General features: G+C 39.0%; 16 protein-coding genes and 1 riboswitch. Of the genes, 15 read left to right on the plus strand and 1 reads right to left on the minus strand.

The window, feature by feature from the left end:
• Positions 1-8 precede the first annotated feature (8 nt).
• The 15 genes from ACOKFG_RS07100 (at position 9) to ACOKFG_RS07170 (ending at position 15,565) form a co-directional block, all read left to right on the plus strand.
• Positions 9-1,070: an NAD(P)/FAD-dependent oxidoreductase gene (locus tag ACOKFG_RS07100; RefSeq protein WP_299488315.1), complete on the plus strand. Its 1,062-nt coding sequence runs from the start codon at positions 9-11 to the stop codon at positions 1,068-1,070.
• A 144-nt stretch (positions 1,071-1,214) separates the two neighbouring features.
• Positions 1,215-1,331: riboswitch (SAM riboswitch) on the plus strand.
• Positions 1,332-1,403: 72 nt separating this feature from the next.
• Entirely contained in the window at positions 1,404-2,405 is a 1,002-nt protein-coding gene (locus ACOKFG_RS07105; protein WP_299488313.1) for a homocysteine S-methyltransferase family protein, read from the plus strand.
• Positions 2,402-5,080 (plus strand): methionine synthase, encoded by a 2,679-nt coding sequence (gene metH, locus ACOKFG_RS07110; protein ID WP_422862112.1) that lies wholly within the window; start codon positions 2,402-2,404, stop codon positions 5,078-5,080. The genes ACOKFG_RS07105 and metH overlap by 4 nt, the downstream gene beginning before the upstream one ends.
• A 3-nt stretch (positions 5,081-5,083) precedes the next feature.
• Positions 5,084-6,037: a methylenetetrahydrofolate reductase [NAD(P)H] gene (gene metF / locus ACOKFG_RS07115; RefSeq protein WP_298794364.1), complete on the plus strand. Its 954-nt coding sequence runs from the start codon at positions 5,084-5,086 to the stop codon at positions 6,035-6,037.
• Positions 6,038-6,056: 19 nt separating this feature from the next.
• A complete protein-coding gene (locus ACOKFG_RS07120; RefSeq protein ID WP_298794366.1) occupies positions 6,057-7,157 on the plus strand; it encodes an acyloxyacyl hydrolase in 1,101 nt (366 codons plus the stop codon).
• Positions 7,154-7,906 carry a head GIN domain-containing protein gene (locus ACOKFG_RS07125; RefSeq protein WP_299488307.1) on the plus strand — a complete coding sequence of 251 codons (753 nt, stop codon included), beginning with the start codon at positions 7,154-7,156 and terminating at the stop codon, positions 7,904-7,906. Before ACOKFG_RS07120 ends, ACOKFG_RS07125 begins: the two co-directional genes overlap by 4 nt.
• Positions 7,907-7,964: 58 nt before the next feature.
• Positions 7,965-9,038 carry a serine hydrolase domain-containing protein gene (locus ACOKFG_RS07130; protein WP_299488305.1) on the plus strand — a complete coding sequence of 358 codons (1,074 nt, stop codon included), beginning with the start codon at positions 7,965-7,967 and terminating at the stop codon, positions 9,036-9,038.
• A gap of 53 nt (positions 9,039-9,091) precedes the next feature.
• Entirely contained in the window at positions 9,092-9,325 is a 234-nt protein-coding gene (locus ACOKFG_RS07135) for a thioredoxin family protein (RefSeq protein ID WP_299488303.1), read from the plus strand.
• 44 nt (positions 9,326-9,369) lie between these two features.
• Positions 9,370-10,092 (plus strand): hypothetical protein, encoded by a 723-nt coding sequence (locus tag ACOKFG_RS07140; RefSeq protein ID WP_299488301.1) that lies wholly within the window; start codon positions 9,370-9,372, stop codon positions 10,090-10,092.
• 121 nt (positions 10,093-10,213) lie between these two features.
• Positions 10,214-10,354: a DUF2024 family protein gene (locus ACOKFG_RS07145; RefSeq protein WP_313819543.1), complete on the plus strand. Its 141-nt coding sequence runs from the start codon at positions 10,214-10,216 to the stop codon at positions 10,352-10,354.
• Between the two features lie 55 nt (positions 10,355-10,409).
• Positions 10,410-11,018, plus strand: a complete 609-nt coding sequence (locus tag ACOKFG_RS07150; RefSeq protein ID WP_422862113.1) for a MarR family winged helix-turn-helix transcriptional regulator — start codon at positions 10,410-10,412, stop codon at positions 11,016-11,018.
• A complete protein-coding gene (locus ACOKFG_RS07155) occupies positions 11,015-11,611 on the plus strand; it encodes a Crp/Fnr family transcriptional regulator (protein ID WP_422862114.1) in 597 nt (198 codons plus the stop codon). Before ACOKFG_RS07150 ends, ACOKFG_RS07155 begins: the two co-directional genes overlap by 4 nt.
• A gap of 378 nt (positions 11,612-11,989) precedes the next feature.
• Positions 11,990-12,388: a group III truncated hemoglobin gene (locus ACOKFG_RS07160; RefSeq protein WP_299488294.1), complete on the plus strand. Its 399-nt coding sequence runs from the start codon at positions 11,990-11,992 to the stop codon at positions 12,386-12,388.
• A 65-nt stretch (positions 12,389-12,453) separates the two neighbouring features.
• The gene (locus ACOKFG_RS07165) at positions 12,454-13,176 is read left to right on the plus strand and encodes a helix-turn-helix domain-containing protein (protein ID WP_299488292.1); all 723 of its coding nucleotides are present in this window, start codon (positions 12,454-12,456) and stop codon (positions 13,174-13,176) included.
• 64 nt (positions 13,177-13,240) lie between these two features.
• Positions 13,241-15,565, plus strand: a complete 2,325-nt coding sequence (locus ACOKFG_RS07170) for an outer membrane beta-barrel family protein (protein ID WP_299488290.1) — start codon at positions 13,241-13,243, stop codon at positions 15,563-15,565.
• A 1-nt stretch (position 15,566) separates the two neighbouring features.
• Here ACOKFG_RS07170 and ACOKFG_RS07175 read toward each other — a convergent pair whose 3' ends face one another.
• The gene (locus ACOKFG_RS07175; RefSeq protein WP_299488288.1) at positions 15,567-16,769 is read right to left on the minus strand and encodes a redoxin domain-containing protein; all 1,203 of its coding nucleotides are present in this window, start codon (positions 16,767-16,769) and stop codon (positions 15,567-15,569) included.
• Positions 16,770-16,788 lie beyond the last annotated feature (19 nt).

Raw genomic sequence — 16,788 nt, forward strand, 5'->3', positions numbered from 1 at the left:
TTAAGATTATGATCAAAACGGATATTTTAATTATAGGAGCTGGACCAACAGGATTGTTTACAGTTTTTGAAGCGGGTTTGTTGAAGTTGAAAACGCATTTGATTGATGCCCTTCCTCAACCTGGAGGACAATGTTCGGAAATCTACCCAAAGAAACCCATTTACGATATCCCCGCCTACCCCGAGATTTTGGCAGGCGATTTGGTGGATAGACTTATGGAACAAATTAAGCCTTTTGAACCCGGTTTCACCTTAGGTGAGCGTGCCGAAACTTTGGACAAGCAAGAAGATGGTTCTTTCATTGTTACTACAAACAAAGGAACCAAACATCATGCTCCTGTTGTGGTAATAGCGGGTGGATTGGGCTCATTTGAACCCAGAAAACCAATTATTCCTAACATTGCTGATTATGAAGACAATGGAGTTTCTTATATTATTAAAGACCCAGAGGTATACCGAAATAAGAAAGTGGTAATTGCCGGTGGTGGTGATTCTGCGCTGGATTGGGCTATATTTTTGGCCGATGTAGCATCTGAAGTGGCCCTTGTACATAGGAGAAATGAATTTAGGGGTGCGTTGGACTCTGTTGAAAAAGCTTCAGAATTGGCTAAACTCGGTAAAATCCAATTATATACTGAGGCAGAAGTAAAAGAAGTACATGGGGAAAACGAGCTGAAAGCTGTAGTAATCAAGCACAATGACGAAGCAAAAGGACAGACTTATTTAGAAACTGATCACTTTATTCCTCTTTTTGGACTTTCTCCAAAATTGGGACCTATTGGAAATTGGGGCTTGGAAATCCAGAAAAATGCCATCAAGGTCAATAATGCAAAGGATTACCAGACCAATATACCTCGAGTTTTTGCAATCGGGGATGTCAATACCTATGAAGGGAAGTTGAAATTGATATTATCTGGATTTCATGAAGCTGCGGTAATGTGCCAATATGCTTATCAAATTATCAATCCTGATAAACGATTTGTAATGAAATATACCACGGTTGGAGGAGTAGAAGGATTTGATGGTTCCAAAAAAGAAGCCAAAAAAGAAGTGGTGCAAAGTATAATCTAAAGTTTTGTTTAGGTTATTTTGAGTTAGTCAAAAACCTTCCTTTGTTTCACTTTGGAAGGTTTTAACATAGAAAAAAGGGGTATTTAAGTTGCTTTTGATAATAAAGAGTGCTTATTTTGTCCCTAGTTCATTTAAAAACTGAAATTGTTATCAAGAAAGGTGGAGGGATTAGACCCTATGAAACCTTAGCAACCCTTTAACTTTATAAAGAAGGTGCTAAATTCTACCCTTATCGCAGATTCGATTTGGGAAGGATAACGAAGAATACTTTCCAACGTATTTTCCACACTTTTCTTGATACAATTTATATCCCATAAAAAGGGTAATTGTGTTATGAAACGAATTGAAGAAATAGTGCAGGAAAGGATTTTAGTGTTGGATGGGGCGATGGGTACCATGTTACAACAGTACAAATTCGAAGAAGAAGATTTTAGAGGAGAACGTTTTAAGGATTGGGCACATCCTTTAAAAGGCAATAACGACTTACTTTCGCTCACCCAACCTGAAGCTATTGCAGAAATCCATAGAAAATATTTTGCAGCCGGAGCTGATATTGTTGAAACCAACACTTTTTCTGGAACTACAATTGCCATGGCAGACTATTACATGGAAGATCTGGTATATGAGCTCAATTATGAATCTGCCCGAATAGCCAAGGAAGTAGCCAACGAATTTACTGCCAAAGAACCTCATAAACCTCGATTTGTTGCGGGTAGTATAGGTCCTACCAATAAGACGGCAAGCATGTCACCGGATGTTAATGACCCAGGGTATAGGGCTGTCTCCTTTGATGAATTGAGAGAAGCATATAAACTGCAGGTAGAAGCGCTCTTAGATGGTGGTTCCGACATCCTTTTGGTGGAGACCATTTTTGACACACTCAATGCAAAGGCCGCCTTGTTTGCAATAGAGGAGGTGAAAGATGAACGTAATATTGAGGTTCCAATTATGGTGAGCGGTACCATCACTGATGCTTCTGGACGAACACTTTCTGGGCAGACGGCGGAAGCTTTCCTAATTTCGATTTCACACATTCCCATTCTTTCTGTAGGATTCAATTGCGCATTGGGTGCAAAGCAACTAGTCCCTCATTTAGAAGTGGCATCGGCCAAAACAGATTACGGCGTTTCTGCACACCCCAATGCCGGTTTGCCCAATGCTTTTGGCGAGTATGACGAATCCCCGGAGGAAATGGCCTCCCAAATCATGGAATATGTGGAAAAAGGATTAGTCAATATCGTTGGTGGATGCTGTGGAACAACTCCAGAACATATAAAGGCCATAGCAGATTTGGTGGCTAATTATCAACCAAGAAAACTAGCCGTTTCCGTATGAGCGACCAGAAACCAAGATATTTAAAGCTATCGGGCCTGGAACCCTTGGTGGTAACCCTAGACAGTAATTTTGTCAATGTTGGGGAACGGACCAATGTGGCCGGTTCTAAAAAATTTCTTCGTCTGATAAAGGAAGAAAAATACGATGAAGCTTTAGACGTTGCACGACATCAGGTAGAAGGAGGAGCGCAGATTATAGATATCAACATGGACGATGGCCTCATTGATGGAAAAGAGGCTATGGTAAGGTTCCTAAACTTGATTGTGGCCGAACCTGATATTGCCAGAGTTCCTATAATGATTGACAGTTCAAAATGGGATATCATAGAAGCGGGCCTACAAGTAGTACAGGGAAAATGTGTGGTCAATTCCATTAGTCTAAAAGAAGGAAAAGAGCAGTTCATTCAACAAGCTAAATTGATTAAAAGGTATGGAGCTGCCGTCATTGTAATGGCATTTGATGAGGTTGGCCAAGCAGATACTTATGAGCGACGGGTTGAAATTGCGGAGCGTTCGTACCGTATTTTGGTTGATGAGGTCAATTTTGCACCGGAAGATATCATTTTCGACCTTAATATCTTTCCCGTTGCCACTGGAATGGATGAGCATAAACTCAACGCTCTTGATTTTATTCAAGGAACCAAATGGGTGCGTGAAAATCTGCCCCATTGCAGCGTTAGCGGAGGCGTGAGTAATGTGTCTTTTTCTTTTAGAGGAAACAATCCCGTAAGAGAGGCCATGCATTCTGTATTTCTGTACCATGCCATAAAGGCTGGAATGAACATGGGGATTGTTAACCCAGCTTTGCTGGAGATTTATGATGACATCCCCAAAGATCTTTTGGAACATGTTGAAGATGTGATTCTAAACCGACGTGAGGATGCCACGGAACGATTATTGGAATTTGCGGAAACTGTTGTCGGTACGGCCAAAGAAAGTAAAGTCGATTTATCCTGGAGGGAAGAACCGCTGCAAAACCGAATAACCCGTGCTTTGGTCAAAGGAATTGATCAATATATCGTTGAAGATGTGGAAGAGGCTAGGTTAGCGGCTTCTAGACCATTAGAGGTGATAGAAGGCAATTTGATGACAGGGATGAATGTGGTCGGAGATTTGTTTGGAAGTGGAAAAATGTTCCTTCCGCAAGTAGTCAAATCCGCTCGTGTGATGAAGAAAGCTGTTGCCCATCTTACTCCATTTATTGAAGAATCCAAGGATGCTAAAACTTCCGCAGCTGGTAAAATATTAATGGCCACTGTAAAAGGAGATGTGCACGATATTGGAAAAAATATTGTGAGTGTGGTATTGGCCTGCAACAATTATGAAATTGTTGATATGGGAGTAATGGTACCTCCAGAAAAAATCATCAACAAGGCCAAAGAAGAACAGGTTGATATTATTGGATTGAGCGGTTTGATCACCCCTTCGTTGGATGAAATGGTGTTTTTGGCCAAAGAAATGGAACGGCAACAATTTACTGTACCACTTTTAATAGGTGGAGCTACCACCAGTAAGGCACACACAGCTGTGAAAATCGACCCTCAATATAGTCAAGCTGTTGTTCATGTAAACGATGCATCCCGTGCGGTGACGGTTGTTGGTGATTTGCTTCAAAAAGAAACCTCTGACAACTATAAAAAAACCGTCAAGCTGGACTATGAGAGTTTTCGAGATAAATTCTTGAATCGTACCAAGCAAAAAGAATATCTGACCTTGGAAGAAGCTCGAAAAAACAAATTTCAAATTGGATGGAATCCCGAAGATGTTATCAAGCCCAATAAAATGGGAATTCAAATTTGGGAGGACTTCGATTTAAAGAAATTGACAGATTTTATTGATTGGACGCCGTTTTTCAGAAGCTGGGATTTGCACGGGAAATATCCTGCGATTTTGCAAGATGAGATTGTTGGAAAACAAGCTTTGGAACTTTTTGAGGATGCCCAAAAAATGCTGAAAGAGATTTTGAGCAAAAAACAACTAAAAGCGAAAGCTGTCTTTGGATTATTTCCAGCCAATTCGGAAAATGAAGATGATATCGAGATTACTTTGGGTAAAGACCAACAAGCTATTTTTAGAACGCTCCGACAGCAGTTGAAAAAAAGGGCAGGAGTGCCAAATATTGCTTTAGCGGATTTTGTAGCTCCAAAATCTTCAGGAATACAAGATTATATGGGCTGTTTCTGCGTGTCCACTGGATTTGGAACTCAAGAATTGGCCAAGATGTATGAAGAGAACCTAGATGATTATTCCTCCATAATGGTCAAAGCTCTGGCGGATCGGTTGGCTGAAGCCTTTGCCGAATATCTGCATAGGGAAGTCCGAACACAACACTGGGGCTATGCTTCATGTGAAAGTTTTTCCAATAATGAATTGATTGATGAAAAATATCGGGGAATACGTCCAGCTCCAGGATACCCGGCATGCCCTGACCATCTTGAAAAACTTACAATTTGGGAAGTGTTGGAGGTAGAAGAAAAAATTGGGGTAAAACTTACTGATGGTTTGGCCATGTGGCCAGCTGCCAGCGTTAGCGGATATTATTTTGGACATCCAGAGGCTAAGTATTTTGGACTGGGAAAAATAAAACAGGACCAGATAGAAGATTTTGCCAATAGAAAAGGAATTGAGTTAGAGAAAGCCCAGAAATGGCTCGCTCCAAACATTGTTGAAGAATAACAAATGAAAGTAACCGATCACATAAAACAAGCAAAAGGAAATACACTTTTCAGCTTTGAAATTATACCACCTGTAAAAGGAAAAAGCATTCAGGAACTCTACGACAGTATAGATCCATTAATGGAATTTAAACCTCCTTTTATCGATGTTACAACCTCTCGGGAAGAGTATGTATACCTAGATCGTGATGGACTTTTGGACAAAAAATTAACCCGAATGCGTCCTGGAACCTTGGGAATATGTGCTTCTATCACACATAAATATAATGTGGACACGGTTCCACATGTATTATGCGGTGGTTTTACCAAAGAGGAAACCGAGTATCTTTTGGTGGATTGTCACTATTTGGGAATTGATAATGTTATGGCACTTAGGGGTGATGCCATGAAGGAAGAGAAATATTTTTCTGCCACAAATGGGGGACATCAATTTGCTTCAGATTTGGTCAGTCAAATACAGGATTTGAACAAGGGAAACTATCTGCACGAGGTTATCGAAACGGACAATTGCGCTGATTTCTGTATTGGGGTTGCAGGGTATCCGGAGAAACATATGGAAGCACCTTCATTAAAATCCGATTTAAAGCGGTTAAAACATAAGGTAGATTTGGGAGCCGATTACGTGGTAACCCAAATGTTTTTTGACAATAAAAAGTACTTTGAATTTGTGGATGAAGCTCGTAAAATGGGAATCACTGTACCCATCATACCTGGAATAAAACCAATCGCGGTTAGACGACATCTACATTTACTGCCACAAGTGTTTCGAGTAGATATTCCTGAAGATTTAATTGAAGCGGTCGAAGGTTGTAAAAATAATAAAGAAGTAAGGCAAGTTGGCGTAGAATGGTGCATAGAACAGTCAAAAGAACTCAAAGATGCGGGTGTGCCTGTCTTGCATTATTATTCGATGGGAAAATCAGATAATATCAAAGCAATTGCCAAGGAGGTTTTTTAATTTCCTACTTTAGCGCTTCATGAAGCGCCTACTTTATTTATGTGTTTTTTTTAGCTTTTTAAGTGGATTCTCCCAACAAAAAGAAATCCCTAAAAAGTATGTGTTGGATGCCAGCCAGTTTTATGGTTCCATTCTGTTGCATAACACGGACATATCCCATTTGATAACCAATCACCCCGGGGGAATAATTCTTGGACTTAACCGGAAACGGTTTGGAAATGAAGAATGGGAATCCCTTTATGGATATCCCGATACCGGGTTTTCGTTCATTTATCAAAACATGAACAATTCAACTTTGGGAGAGAACTTCGGATTGTATGCTCACTATAATTTTTATTTTTTAAAACGGAATTTACAACTTCGTATTGGCCAAGGAGTTGCTTACAATACCAATCCATACGATAAGAACAACAATTTCAGGAATAACGCCTTCGGGTCACATCTGCTTGCATCAACGGTAGTGATGATAAACTACCATAAAGAAAATTTGTTCTCCGGATTAGGATTGAAGGCTGGACTTTCGTTGATTCATTACTCCAACGCCAATTTTAAAGCGCCCAATACCTCCACAAACACAATGGCATTGAATGTTGGGTTAACCTATGATTTGGATGGTGGGGATACCCATGAATTTATCGCTTCAGAATCAAAGGAAAAAACAACTGAACCCATTCGTTATAATTTGGCCTTCAGAACGGGAGCCAATGAAAGTGATATCATCAATTCTGGGAGATATGGTTTTTGGATATTTTCCGCCTATGCCGACAAACGTTTGGGGAGAAAAAGTGCTATTCAATTCGGAACAGATGTGTTCTTTTCCAATTTTTTAAAGGAATTAATTCGATTTCAATCCATTGCATTTCCTGAACTGGATGTTGCGGCGGATACTGATTTTAAGCGGGTCGGATTATTTGTTGGACATGAATTGTTTATCAACAAAATGAGTGTTATTGCTCAACTAGGATATTACGTGTACTATCCTTTTGATTTTGAAGGGAGAGTATATAACCGGGTAGGATTGAAGCGATATTTTGGAGATAAAGTTTTTGGAGCAATTACCCTAAAATCACATGGCGCAAAGGCTGAAACCGTTGAATTTGGAATAGGAGTAAGACTATGAAGAAAGGGATAATTTCATACTTGACTTTAATCTTGATAGCTTGTAATGGTGAGAATACGTCAGATTGCTTCCAAAATGCTGGTGATTTGATAAGGACTACGACAGAGGTACCAAACTTTACAACAATCACCGTATTCGAGAATATCAATCTGGTCCTAAAAGAAGGGGCAGAACAACAAGTGGAAATTGAAACCGGAGAGTTTCTACAAAATGAAGTTACCGCGTCAGTAGCAGACAATCGACTCATTCTAAGAAATGAAAATGGATGCAATTTTATCAGGGACTATGGTTTGACCACAATTTATGTGACCTCACCTAACATTACAGAAGTCAGGAGCAGCACTGGATTATTGATTTCAAGCGATGGAGTTCTAAATTACCCTAACCTTAATTTAATTTCAGAAAGCTTCATTAATTCAGAATCGGAGACAACAGATGGATCTTTTGATTTGACGCTTAATGCAGAAAATGTTAGAATAACCGTTAATGGAATTGCGTTTCTCAAACTTGCCGGAGTATCAGCCAATTTGAATGTCGTTATAGCTGCGGGTGATTCTCGGATAGAAGCTGAAGGTCTCGCGGCGCAAAATGTAAGTATGAACCATCGTGGTTCCAACGACATTATTGTGAACCCTCAATCAAGTATTTCTGGGGTGATAAGGGGAACAGGAGATGTAATTAGTATCAACCGCCCACCAGAAGTTAATGTCGAAGAACTTTTTAATGGGAAATTGATTTTTAGGGATTGATTTCTTGCAAAGCAATTCTTAAATTAAGTTTCTTGCTACATTAGGAGCTGATTAACCCATGGAGTTGAAATCACTTGTCAATTTTTTTAGAGATTTATTTGATCCACCAGAAAAGTCTTGGGAAGGGTTGTATGGATTGGAAAAAGCAAATGCAATGCTCTACGACCTTGCTGTTCAAGGTAAGGTGCCAGGAATGGCGGTTACCGTTCTAAAGGACGGGGATACCGTTTTTGATAAAGGTTATGGTTTTGCCAACCTTGAAGAAAAGGTTCCTGTTGATCCCCAAAACACCGTATTTCGAATTGCAAGTATTTCAAAATGTATCACAGGAATAGCTTTGGCCAAAATGCTGGAAGAAGGGCTTATCGATTTGGATGCATCCTTTTATGAATATGTGCCATACCACCCTAAAAAGGAATATGATTTTACACTGCGGCAATTGGCTGGGCACACTGCAGGAATCCGAGGGTATCGCGGTAAAGAATTTGCACTGAACAAACCATTTTCCATACAACAGAGTATCGAAGTTTTTAAGAATGACCCTTTGGTTTTTGAACCTGGTAAAGGGTATTTGTACAACAGCTTTGATTTTGTTTTACTTTCTCTGGCTATGCAAGAAGCTTGCGGTATTTCCTTTGAGGAATATGTCAGGAAAAAAGTGTTGGACCCTTTGGGAATGGGAAATACTTATCCAACCGACATAAATGGTGATATTTCAGACAGAGAAAATGACCTTGCTGAGTTTTACACCAGATCAGCTACGGGGTTTAAAAAAGCCGTTGTGGTCAATAATCATTATAAAATGGCCGGAGGAGGCTATTTGTCTACTAGTCATGATATCGCCAAGTTGGGTAGTGAAATATTGAATCCCAAGATAGTAGAATCCAGAATTCTTCAGGAAGTTCTTACCTCACAAACTGTTGATGAGAATCCAACCTATTATGGTTTGGGCTTTCAAGTTAGTCAAGACGTCCATGGAAAAAGTTTTGTCGGTCATATAGGCAACAGTGTTGGTGCATATTCTAACTTTTTTGTGTATCCGAATGAAAAAAAGGTGATTTCAATTTTAATTAATTGCACTGATCCAAAAGTGCAAAACAAACTTGATGACATAAATATTTTATTTAATTAGGAATCCTTACTATATTTGCAAAGCAATAATGAAAAACCTAAAAAATAAATGAAATGAGTAAATCAGTTTTTTATCATGCAGGTTGCCCTGTGTGTGTTAGCGCCGAACAAGACTTGGTTAGCCTAATCGGCACCGAGAATATTTCGATAGTTCATGTCGGAGAAAACAAAGAAAAGGTTAGTGAGGCTGAGCGTAAAGGAGTAAAGTCAGTACCAGCCTTAATAACCCCAAATGGTAATATATTGCACATTAATTATGGTGCTTCTATAGAAGATCTAAAGCCTTGATATTTTTTTAATTCATAAAGTTAGGAATCCTTATTAATAGTAAAATGAAAAAAAGAAATTTACTTATGTCGATTTTGTTATTGGGTAGTGGCCTTTTTACTTCCTGTGCCCAGAAAAGCCCATATAACAATGCTGATTTTGAAATTAAAACGGTAGTAGTTACGAACAAACCGGATCTAGGAGTTATCGTTTGGGAGATTACGGTAGGTGGACAGGCCGGTGCGACCGTTCCAATACCGGCCGGACAGTTGGATGGGGCACCGGTTCTAGGATATGTATTTCCCACAAACTTAAAACCTACTGATGTTGGTTTTGGAGATACCGAAGGCATTGTGGCATTGGCCCTAACATCGCATCCCGATTTTGATGATACGCCACTTTGGGATGAGAACAATGATTCCGTTTTTGATAATGATGGTGTAATATGGCATCCGCATTGGGTTGTGCTTACTGAAGACAAGCGCGTTGCGGGCGGACTTTCTGTGAAGCAGTTCAAGAAAGCGGATAAAACTGTTGTGCTGCCACCTACTAACCCAGGGATGCCAATGTATATGGATTCTCCTGGATATCCAGTGATGAACCAGAATAACAGCATAAAAGTTGTTGTGCCAAATTATAGAATCAATAACAAAACTGATTTCAACTATGATGGTGTTTCAGCTTTTATGAAGGTCAATACCAGCAAAGAGAATTTACCAATGCTGGGTGTTTATGAAGTTTTTAGCATTGCCAGTGGTGATCTGTCCCTACCCTATACTGTTAAATGATGGAAGTTTCTGTTTGGGATACTTATGTGCCAAGAGGTGATGGAAAAGTAATGCATTTTGATATTCTGGTCCCATCCACCACTATGATACGGAAGTTATTTTTGGATATGGAAAGGAATATTTGGTCTCCAAGCCCTTTGAAACCGGAAAACTATCCACCAACGAATGCCGCTTCTGTCATATGCAATCTGCGCCGGAAAATGTAGTGAAGAACATCGAGACAGAAGGATATCATATCATTGAAATGGAAAATTGTTCCTAATTTAATTAGGATAACTAACTTTGCCTGTCGAAACTATCGGCGGGCATTGTTTACTATGGATAAAAGAAGCGTTTTTGACCCGGAGCAGCAGCAAGAGGACCTTTCAAGCAAAATAATTGCTGGATTGGAGCGTATCTCGCAGGCTTTCAAAGTACTGTTATGGGAAAAAGCGAAATTATTGGGATTAAGCCCTATACAAATTCAGATTTTGATTTTTGTAGCATATCACAAAAGTGAATTCAACAACGTTAGCTTTTTAGCCCAAGAGTTTAATGTGACCAAACCTACAATAAGCGATGCCATACGTGTTTTGGTCAAAAAAAAATTAGTGGTCAAGGACCATTCCTCAGCAGATAACCGAAGCTACTCTATTCTTCTTTCTGGCGAAGGAAAAAAGATTGTGGCTGACACAGAACATTTTGCCAATCCTTTAGCTGAACAGTTGGAAATTATTGATACGAAAGAAAAGGAAAACCTTTTCAAAACGTTGAGCAAATTGATTTATCAACTGAATCAAATTGGGGTTTTGACGTTACAACGCACTTGCTTTGCATGTAAATTCTATCAAAAGACTGCCAATACGCATTTCTGTAACCTTCTAGAAAAACAATTGAAGCATACCGATATTCGATTGGATTGTGTGGAATTTGAAGAAAAGTTATGATTCCAGAAGAGGTTTTGAAAAAGTACGGTGCTTCGAAGATACATCTAGAAAAAAAGGAAGTGCTGTTCAATGTTGATACCCAAGCCCGGTATTATTATCAGGTGAATTCCGGCAAGATCAAAATGAACAACTTCAATGAAGATGGGAAAGAGTTTATACAAGGCCTATTTTCAACAGGTTCAAGTTTTGGCGAACCTCCCTTATTTGCTGAATTGAAATATCCAGCTCAGGCCGAAGCTGTTGAGCAAAGCTCCGTTTGGAGACTGGAAAAAGAAAACTTCTTCAAATTACTTAGAGAAAACCCGGAGTTACATTTGGAGTTGACCAAGATCCTTGCGGGCCGATTGCATTATAAGGCCACCATGGTGGCTGAGATTTCGACGGAAAGTCCGGAGCATCGATTACTGAAATTGATAGATTATTTCAAAACACATATCCACAACATTCCGAAAGAAGAACAGTATTTGGTCGAACTATCCCGTCAACAAATGGCTGACCTCACTGGTTTACGGGTGGAAACTGTAATACGAGCTATCAAGTCTTTAGAAAAAAAGAAGATGGTCCAACTTCAATCGCACAAAATTTTACGCTAGAGACTGAACTAAGCATTGTTTTATGATTTCAGTCATAAAATACAGCCTCAAGACCCACTTAATTTTGTTTCATAATATGACAAATGACATATATCATGGAACTCTATCACAAAGGTTTATTGGAATTTGAAAGGAATATGAGCGGATATGCCGCTATTTTTATTATTGCCCAGAGCTGCCTGGGATCTATTGCGGCTCTTTATATTTTAATTAAAGGGGTGGCCCCAATTCAAATGGTACAATTGTTTTTAGTTACTATAGCCTGCATGGGTTTCAACGCAGCTGTTTTATCCCAGCAAAAGCCAAAAGTGATTTTTAACCTGTTTATTATAAGTGTGTTGCTCAGTACATTAGTATTAATCATAAATTCGTACTAGTATGTCCAGAAAGCAGATAGAAACCCGGGAAGATGTAAATTTTTTGGTGACCAAGTTTTACGAAAAGGTCAGAAAGGATGCTGAGATAGGTCACTTTTTCAATGACTTAATTGAAGATTGGCCGGAGCATATTGAAAAATTGACCAACTTTTGGGAGACCAACCTTTTTTTTGTGCAAAAATATAGGGGAAACCCATTAATGGTTCATGCGGAAGTAGATCAAAAAATGAATCGAACCATAACCAACGAGCACTTCGGAATTTGGCTTCGATATTGGATAGATACTATTGACACCAACTTTGTTGGAGATAATGCGGAAAAAGCCAAACAACGTGCCCGAAATATCAGCGTGCGCATGTTTATTACCATTTTTGAACAACGAAGAATGACTCAGGAATGAATTAAATTACATCGACACCTTGATTGTTCTTTCTTTTTTGTTGAAATTTATCTCAAACTTTACGGGTGCTCAATATTCAAAAAATAGTATTCTTTTTGTTGATTCTCTGTGCGAACTGCGTGTTTTCACAGGAAGTTAGTGACCACACTTCAGAAAAAGACAGTACTCTAAATAAAGGACTTGAGGAACTTTCCTTGAGTGAATGGAAAAAACTCAAAGATTTTGAAGAGAGACTATCTCGAGCCGAACAGACAAAACTTGTAAAGGAAGAACAATTCAGGGCGTATACCAGGGATTCCATCCAAATACTGGGTGTAAAACTAATGGCGGTAAAATTATTGGATGAAAAAGAACTTTTGAATCGTGATATGGCCGAAAACCCAACATATTATGCAAAACTTCTGGAAGAGCTTCGCGATAGTAAAATTCCCCAAAAAGAATATCTTTTTTTAGAAGAGAAGATGGCATTAATTACTCAAGAGATACTAAACCAAAAACTTACACAAAGTCAATGGCTAAATATGGTGCTTATCATACTCTGTTGTTCTTTGGTCCTTTCGACTATTTATTTCAGAACTAAGCGCAAAAGTTTACCACTACCTGAATTAAGTAGGCAAGAAGTCACGGTTCGAAATCTGATTTTAAAGGGTAAGACCAACAAAGAAATTGCCAGTGAACTTTTTATAAGCCTTAGCACGGTCAAAACCCATATTACCAACATTTATGCGAAGTTAAATGTTGTGAATAGAAAGGAATTACTGCAAAAAGGTACAGGTACTAGTACCTAATTCAGACCCTAAAATTCTTTAACAAAGGAGTTTCCGATTTTATTTTGCCCCAAAACATAATACTTTGAGGCGATTAGATGTATTGTTCCTTTTATTGGTTTGTAGTGCCAATGCCCAAAATTTTCATAAGTTGGAAGGACAGGTTTTTGACGAAAATGAGATTGCTGTCTCGATTTGCGATGTTCTCCTGCTTCAAAGCGAATCCAATACTTTGGAGAAATACACAACAGTATTGGACGGCAAGTTCGTTTTAGAAGATGTCCCAGAAGGGGATTATATCTTGCAGATTTCTGCTCTGGGATATGAATTGCATGAAGAAAAATTCTTTCTAGATGCAAACCGGAGTTTCTCTATAACCTTAAAAGAAAATGCAACAGCGTTAAGGGGAGTGGAAGTCATTGCCACCAAGAACCCTATCGAGTATAAAGGGGGTAATCTAAAAGTGGATGTCCAAAATCCTTATTTTTCGTCAATTCCAGACCCGATAGATTTACTCTCCCGTCTTCCGAATGTCCAGGTGTCTCCTGACCGGGAGTCAGTTTCCATTTTAGGAAAGGGCAATCCTTTGATTTATTTGAACAATCAACGCATCTCTATGGAAGAGTTCGGGGCATTGTCAGTGGATGGCATAGCAACCATCGAACTTATTAATAATCCATCTGCAAAATATGAAGCTGAGGGTCGAGCGGTGCTATTGATTACTCTTAAGGCTCAAGCAAATAAAGGTTTGCAGGGAAGTTTAACCGAGACGGCATCTGCACGTAGGAATTTCAATAATTATTCCGGGTTTACTTCTAGCTTTTCTGATGAAAAATTGACCATTCGTGGCAACTTGGCGTATAATCAATTACAACAATGGGAAAGCAATAGTTTTTTGTTTGAGATTCCTGAAAGAGATGTTTTGGTAGACTATCTTGTGCTGATACCTCGAAATGATAGAGTTCAAATAAATGGAGGGTTGGGGTTGTATTTTCAATGGAATGATTCTGACTACGTCTCCTTTAATTCAACCATACGTGCTCAAACCGATGATGCTCCATTTTTTACGGATACTTTTTTAGCAGACGGAGATGATGAAGAATTTATTGAAACACGAACCGGAAACGATAACACCAAGGACTATTATACCGCTTCGTTCAACTTCAATAAAAAATTGCCCGATACTTGGAATCTTTTTACCGGGATTCAATATTCAGGATTCAAACAGACTTTGGATACGGAAATCACAAACAGCATTAATAATTCGGAGTTTGTTTTAGATCAAACTAGGGCACAGGAATACAGTATCAATTCGTTTGCATTTCGATTTGATATAGAAAAGAAATTCTCCGAGAATCTAAAATTGGAACTAGGAACCAATATAGGCCAAGCCAAAGCGGATGCTTTTACCCAAATTCGGCAGGTTTCAACGAATACAGAAACGCTTATAGATTTTGGTTATGAAGAGGAGTTGTTGGCAGGTTATACTTCCGTTTCAGGTAAACTAGGAAAGAAGACCGATTTTGAAACTGGATTGCGGGCTGAGCATAATACGGTGGATGGTAATATTGCTTCTCAAGATTCACCTATTGTCGCCAGAAATAATATCAACTTGTTTCCCAAAGCCAACATCTCTTTTGTTTTGGATAGTACCAAAACGTTGAGTTTTAACTATGCCAGAAGTATCCGACGGCCAGATTTCTCCAGAGCCAGTTCCATTACGGCTTTTATCAACCCATTTTTGGAAGGTTCGGGAAATGTCAATTTACGGCCCACATTGACCAATGAAGTTTCGGCAAACTATCAAAAAGGGAACAAATCTTTGTTCCTAACATATTACCAAAGTTCGAATCCGACCAATTTCACCATCTCGTATGATGCCCAAGCCGATACTGCCCTACTTTCCTTGGTAAATCTGGAGAAAGAAGTCGGATTTTATACTGGGGTCACTTTACCCTATTCCAAAGGAATATGGACTTCAAACAACACAATTACACTTAATTATAACCAGTTGAAAGACGAAGGCGCCACTATTTCATCGGCCAAACCATATATGTATGTCTATACAAACCACCAATTGAAGATTACAAAAGATACGACCTTAGTCATGGGAGCTTGGGCGATGGGCAGACGGCAAGAAGGTATTTTTAAAAGAAATGGTATGGCAATTTTTGAAGCTTCATTATCCAAAACCTTTTTTAAAAATTGGGACTGCACCCTACGATTCAATGATATTACACGTGCAATGAATTTTGAAGAGCAGTATGCCTTGAACGGAGTTATTGCTGATGGAGTATATTTTGCTGATGCCAGAGAAGTAGCACTTTCTGTGAAATACCGCTTTGGAAACAGTAAAAGCGCAAATTTTAAAAACAAGGATGTGGACGAGAATCTAAAACGGATAAACTAGTTTAATAATACCTCCCTATCATAGGATGCTCCACAATTGTCTTTTTTAATTCAAAAGCATCAATTGTGCCCATTTTCCGATATATAATTTCACCGCCAGGAGCCACCAATGCAGTGTAGGGCAATGCACCGTCCCACTCAGGGTCCACGGCTTCAATCATCTTATATTTGTCATTTTCTGAGTAGATATAATTAGTCAATGCCGAATGCTTTTTCTGTAAAAACTTTAAGGCACGGTCTTTTGATTTAAGATTGTCCGCACTGATCGAAATAAACTCGAAATCACGTCCGCGGTACATCCTGTGAATATCTATAAATTCCGGATACTCATGCACGCATGGGCCGCACCAAGTAGCCCAAAGATTCATAAGCCTCAATTTATCAGAATCGTTCCTGAAAAGTTCTTCAATACCATCTGCAGAAAGCTCTTCTAATGTTACCTCCTTTTCTTGCCATTCTTTGTTTATTTTTTTGGCATATTTATCCTTCCACGCCCATTTTACGGAACAACCAAAAGTTTTTGTTACTGGTTCTTCGATAGTTTCACCAGTTAGTGTTTTATCAATAGCGTTGCGCACGTCTTCGGCATTTGCGGTACCTGGTTTTTCAGAAGTGTCTAACCTACCCACATAAGTTAGTTTACGGTCTTTGTTAAAAACATAAGTGTGTGGTGTGGCAACCGGCCCATATTGTAAGGATGCACTATGGGTGTCGCCATCATACAAATAGGGGAAATTGAAGCCCTTATCTTCTACTCTTACGATCATATCCTCAAAAGTATCCCCCAAATCACTATATCCAAGTTCGTTTAGCAATAGTCCGTTAGTGGAGTTGGGAGAAATAGCAATTATCTGAACCCCTTTATCTTTATAATCCTTGGTCAGTTGTATAATACGCTCTTCATATGCCTGCGCAGTGGGGCAGTGGTTACATGTAAAAACGATAACCAATGCACTAGCATTGTTGTAGTCTTTTAAAGAATGAAATTTCCCATCTGTTCCTGGGAGATTAAAGTCAGGGGCACTTTCACCAATTTTTAGCGTGGTTACTTCTTGTTCAGGAATGGCTTGCGGATTTGCTGTAAAAAATGCTTTTTCTTCCGAAAGTTTTTTGGTTTCAATTGCAGAGCTCTCATTTTTTTTATCCGTCTTACAAGAATAAATAACTGCGATGGAGAGAAAAAATACTTTAAAAAATTGTTTCATAGCTTCTGATTTTTACCCT

The sequence above is a fragment of the Flagellimonas rhodophyticola genome (assembly GCF_049332665.1).
Lineage (GTDB): Bacteria > Bacteroidota > Bacteroidia > Flavobacteriales > Flavobacteriaceae > Flagellimonas.